This is a genomic window from Candidatus Borrarchaeum sp., assembly GCF_019058535.1.
In the GTDB taxonomy this organism is placed as follows: Archaea; Asgardarchaeota; Sifarchaeia; order Borrarchaeales; family Borrarchaeaceae; genus Borrarchaeum; species Borrarchaeum weybense.
Map to the genome: position 1 here is coordinate 1 of NZ_JAHPYX010000241.1, position 4,805 is coordinate 4,805.

Consider the following 4,805-nt stretch of genomic DNA (forward strand, 5'->3'; position numbering starts at 1 on the left):
ATTCTAACTACCAGAGGTACCACACCTTATTTAAGTGTTGGGGACCACTGTGAAAGTGAACACGTAACACGATTCATCCCCCCAACAAGTAGAGGGGTCTTCTCGCGAGTTCTGATAAATTTGAGTTGGATAAATATCGAAAAAGTGAATTGGGAGCAGCATCCATTTTTAGACATTAAAATCAAGAAGTTGATTTCAAAGAAAAAAGATGGCGCTGATTTGACGATCTTTCTAGCTAAACTGCCAAAAGGTCAAGAAAAACAGGCACACGTACATAAAAATTCAGATGATATTCTCTTTCCGCTAGAAGGAAAAGGAAAAATTTACATTGAGGGGTCTGGGGAATTCGAGCTCTTTCCGGGAGTTTTAGTTCGTGTCCCCAGAAACACCAAACATCGAGTTTCTGCTGAAGAAGATCTACTTTATTTTGATGTATTTGCGCCTCCCATGTTCTAAAAATGGTTAAAAATCATTTAGGATTGCTTAGATGCGGATTGTTTCAATTATCCATCTCAAGAAGACTATACCAAATAGCCCAGCTAGAATATATCCTATTAAGCTATATTGTGGAAAACCGAAAAAACTTGGTTGTTCCAAGAAGAGAATCAATGTACTACTAATTATCATGGAACTAATAAGAAGTGAGAAGCCGATTCTATTTGCGGCTTTTTGTCGCATTAAAAGATGTTCTTCACTATCTTTATCCTTTATTTGAACTGTCAGATTACCTTCCTCTAGACGTGTAAGGAGATAATTAAGCCGAGACGGAAGATCTCTTGTGAGTCTTACAAATCCTTGAATATTTGAAATTAATTGTTTTGCTAGTTCTTGAGGAGAAGCCATCTTTTCGATAAAACTGCTCATATAATTCTCTGCGTGGTCCATGAAGTTGAAATCTGGATCCAATATCCTCGCCGATTTCTCAAGAAACATAATAGCTCTTCCAAGGTTCATGAACTCGGTGGGCGCACGCATTTTATGCCGATAAGAAAGCTGGAATAGTTCATCCATTAAGTTGCCCCAGTTAATGTCTTTCAGGGGCTTGTCAGCATAAGTGTCTATCAAATCACTAAGATCTCGCTCGTATAGTGGAATTTTTGTTTCTTCTGTTACGATTCCCATTATTTTGAATTCTCTGACTATTGAACTGACGTCTTTTTGCATCATACCAAGGAATAATGCACTAAAATGCTCGATAGTTCTGGATGTGATTTTTGTACACATCCCAAGATCTATTATGCCAATTGTGTTATCTTCCTTAACGATCAAATTCCCACTATGTGGGTCCACTTGAACGAATCTGAAATCGAAAATCTGTTTCATATAAGCATCGACAAGGTTCTTAACGATTAACTTTCCTCGTTGAACATCGAGTTTTTTTTCTTCAATTAGTTTTGAAAGAGGAGTGCCGTAAATAAACTCTTCGACAAGGACACGTTTACTTGTGTATTTGGAATATATTTTTGAAATCTGAACATTGGGATTATCATCAAAGTACTTATGTAACTTCTCTGTATTAGCAGCTTCGTTAAGGAAGTCCAGTTCGCGCATCATGGTGTACTCAAACTCACTAATAATACCTACAGGATCGTAGAGTTCACTAATACGCAAATGTTTTTCAGCAGATTTTGCAAATTCATACATAAGACGAATATCTGCGGCAACGATTTTTTGGATTTCAGGTCTTTGAACCTTAATGGCTACGGTTGTTCCATCTTTGAGTTCTGCTTTATGAACTTGAGCTAGAGAACCTGCAGCAATTGGTTTACGATCTATAATCTTGAATACATCTTTAAGAGGTCTGCCTAACTCACTTTCAATGATTTCTTTTGCTTCTTCATAAGAAAATGGAGGAACTTCGTCCTGCAGCTTTTCAAATTCTTTGATCCACTCATCGGGAACCAAATCGGGTCTTGTTGACATAAGTTGCCCCAATTTGATAAACGTAGGACCCAAGTCTTCAATAACTTTCCTTACTCGAATTGCACGTCTCTCTTGCTTTGATAATTCACCTTCACGAATTTCTTCTTTTGTTGGTTTGCTTATAGACGGAAAATGTGATGAAATACCGTCTATAAAAGCGCCGAAACCATGTTTGACTAATGTCCTTGAAATTTTGTTGAGGCGCCCAATATCTCTTATTATCGCCAATTATATTCACCCTTTTGTCAGTTTCAAATCGGATAGAGCCAGAAAGTTAAAGATCAATGTTTTATACACCTATAATACATAGAACGGTTAATAAATTGAACTTGATATGAAGAAATGAGGCTAATGACAAGTTAATATCATCCTTGTGAGTCATATATTGTGAGTTCTGTTTAGTCTTCAAGATATTTCTCAGGCAATTTGTTTAATGAACCTTTCGAATTGAATAACTGATATAGACAGATCCTCACAAGATGGTGAAATCTTATAGTTATAATGTTACATATTACGCGTCTTTGAAATTTTTTTGTTAACTTAACCAACAAAAATTCTTGCTAGTTTTAGCAACTTCTTTTTAAAGAGTTTTTTGTCGGCTTAGAGTCTATCTCAAAAGAAAATTGATATTTGGGTGCTTATCGACGATTTCCCAAAAGCGTACGAATTCGTTCATTCAACTACATTTAAATAGAGATGTGACAAATACTTGATTACTAACTTCTCATGATAGTATACTTAGAGTACATGAGTTGTTTCAAAAAGCGGCTTACCTCAAACGAGTTTAGAGTATAAGTCATAGGAGACTGTTAAAGCAATCATTATTATAATCTCATTATAATACTGGGGCAATTGCTAATCGCTCCTTTGAATACACATCTGACTGGCGAGGTAAGAAGAACTCCTAGATTAAATTGTTTTTCCAAAGTTTTTTTTATAGATTCTATCCAGAAGAGTAGAGACAAGCGTCGATATATTTTTATCACGTCGCCGCAAGAAGACCCCTTAATGTGTTGGGGGGATGAAATGCGTTACTGTTTTCACTTTCACCATACTCCCTAACCTTTAAGTACTGATTCGCATAGATCGTAAGTAGAATTGAGCTGAGGTGACACTCGCCAGTTCTCACCTTAACTTCACATCGCGTTCAGGGCAGGAACTGCCCGTAGAGCCTGTTTGACATGTCCCGTTGGGGAATGGATGATTCAGGAAGCCAGCCTACTTGTAGGGTGGTAGTTCACAGTCTCTTGCAGTGACTCTGAATCGGTAAAAAAATCCAGAACTAATCTTAAAAAGTGGGCCGATAGCTCAGTTTGGAAGAGCGCCGCGCTCGCACCGCGGAGGCCGCGGGTTCAAAGGACATGGATCTTATCCAAGCCTGGAATTCCCGCTCGGTCCACCATCCACTTTACAAAAATTATTTGATTTCCTCTAAAAGCATTTTATTTTTTTATGCAGAACTGGTATAATTGATTCTTAAGGGAAGCATTGATGTGCAACGGGAATATCCAGATCGCCCTTTTGCTGCAGTAAGTATTGTAATTACTCAAAACGAAAATGTTCTTCTAATGAAACGTGCTCATGATCCAAAAGCTGGTTTTTATTCTGTCCCTGGCGGTTTAATAGAGTTAGGTGAAAAATTTGAAGATAGCGCGATCAGAGAAGTCGAAGAAGAGACTGGGCTTAAAGTCAGACTTGAAAAAGTAATTGATGTAATTGACAGTATCACGCATGATGAACAGGGTGTAAGGTTTCATTATGTTCTCATTGGCTTTTTAGCTAGGCCTCTTGGACATGAAAATAAATTTATTCTGTCGACAGAATCTCTGGATACTCGGTGGGTACACTTTGATGAACTATCTAACTATCCTTTGACTAATACAGCTACGCATTTCTTTAAAAAATTAGATATTCTACCGCAAGGAAGCGAAAAATGAAACTTTAAATCCATGGCAAAACATTCGCGTAGTGAAATCCAAGTAGTTCAAACTCAAAATTCAGTTAGTAGTAACTGTCTTGAAAGTGGCAAAGAAAAGCACGTAATTGAATGAGTAGCAGGAAAAGACACATTAAACAAAATATGTGGTCCTAATTCTGTGCGAAATTTCTTTGCATTATGAGCATGTGCATGTATGACTACTGTTGGAAGATTTTTGTGTCCTAAGAGTATATTTTCCATTCTTTTCGAACCTAACAGCGGATATACCTGCTCTTTTTCACCAAATAGAAGTGAGTAGCCAACTGCATAATGTGATACCATAATTGAATAGTCAATTTCTTTCGATAATTTCTGAGATTCTAAATCATTGAGCAATTTATCAATAACATTAAGACGGTTTTCATAAATTCCGAGAATATTTGGAATGTTTGTAGCCTGCCATCTAGTTGGTGTGTCAAGCACGCCCCGTGTCCCAATAACGCCGATCTTTTTTCCTTTAATGTGAAAAACTGATGAAGAATCATTCAAGAATGAGACATATTCCCCAAATTGTGAAAAGAACTTTTCTTCTAATTGGAAATACTCTTCGTTCCCAAAGCACACTACAATTGGGCAACTAATGTATTCATTCAGTACTTCAACGACTAAATTGAAACCTTTGAGAAAACCCTTATGAATTGTGTCTCCCGCAAGTATAAATAAATCAAAAGACTTATCTTTGAGCTTTTTCATAGCAGAAACAAATTCAGGTAAATTTTTAGGTGAATGTACATCGCCAACGCAACCTACGTAGATCATACGCGGTCCCCTTGACCAATAATTTTTTCCATTCTTTGACTCTTTCTTTATCAGAACTCGCGAGAAGACCCCTCTACTTGTTGGGGGGATGAATCGTGTTACGTGTTCACTTTCACAGTGGTCCCCAACACTTAAATAAGGTGTG

General features: G+C 37.3%; 4 protein-coding genes and 1 tRNA gene. 3 read left to right on the forward strand and 2 right to left on the reverse strand.

Annotation, left to right across the window (positions count from 1 at the left end; all coding sequences use genetic code 11):
- Positions 1-456 (forward strand): cupin domain-containing protein (locus QVB70_RS14705; protein ID WP_287587753.1); only part of this gene is annotated, 456 nt, incomplete at its 5' end.
- A 27-nt stretch (positions 457-483) separates the two neighbouring features.
- Here the strand turns inward: QVB70_RS14705 and QVB70_RS14710 are convergent.
- Positions 484-2,151: an AarF/ABC1/UbiB kinase family protein gene (locus tag QVB70_RS14710; protein WP_287587756.1), complete on the reverse strand. Its 1,668-nt coding sequence runs from the start codon at positions 2,149-2,151 to the stop codon at positions 484-486.
- Between the two features lie 1,069 nt (positions 2,152-3,220).
- On the opposite strand from QVB70_RS14710, the gene QVB70_RS14715 reads away from it, so the two are divergent.
- Both QVB70_RS14715 and QVB70_RS14720 read left to right on the forward strand, forming a co-directional pair.
- Positions 3,221-3,325: transfer RNA gene (locus QVB70_RS14715), tRNA-Ala, on the forward strand.
- 91 nt (positions 3,326-3,416) lie between these two features.
- Complete coding sequence (locus QVB70_RS14720; RefSeq protein ID WP_287587759.1) at positions 3,417-3,860, forward strand: NUDIX hydrolase; 444 nt, start codon at positions 3,417-3,419, stop codon at positions 3,858-3,860.
- 53 nt (positions 3,861-3,913) lie between these two features.
- Here QVB70_RS14720 and QVB70_RS14725 read toward each other — a convergent pair.
- The coding region (locus QVB70_RS14725) for a metallophosphoesterase (RefSeq protein ID WP_287587762.1) at positions 3,914-4,805 on the reverse strand (892 nt) is incomplete at its 5' end.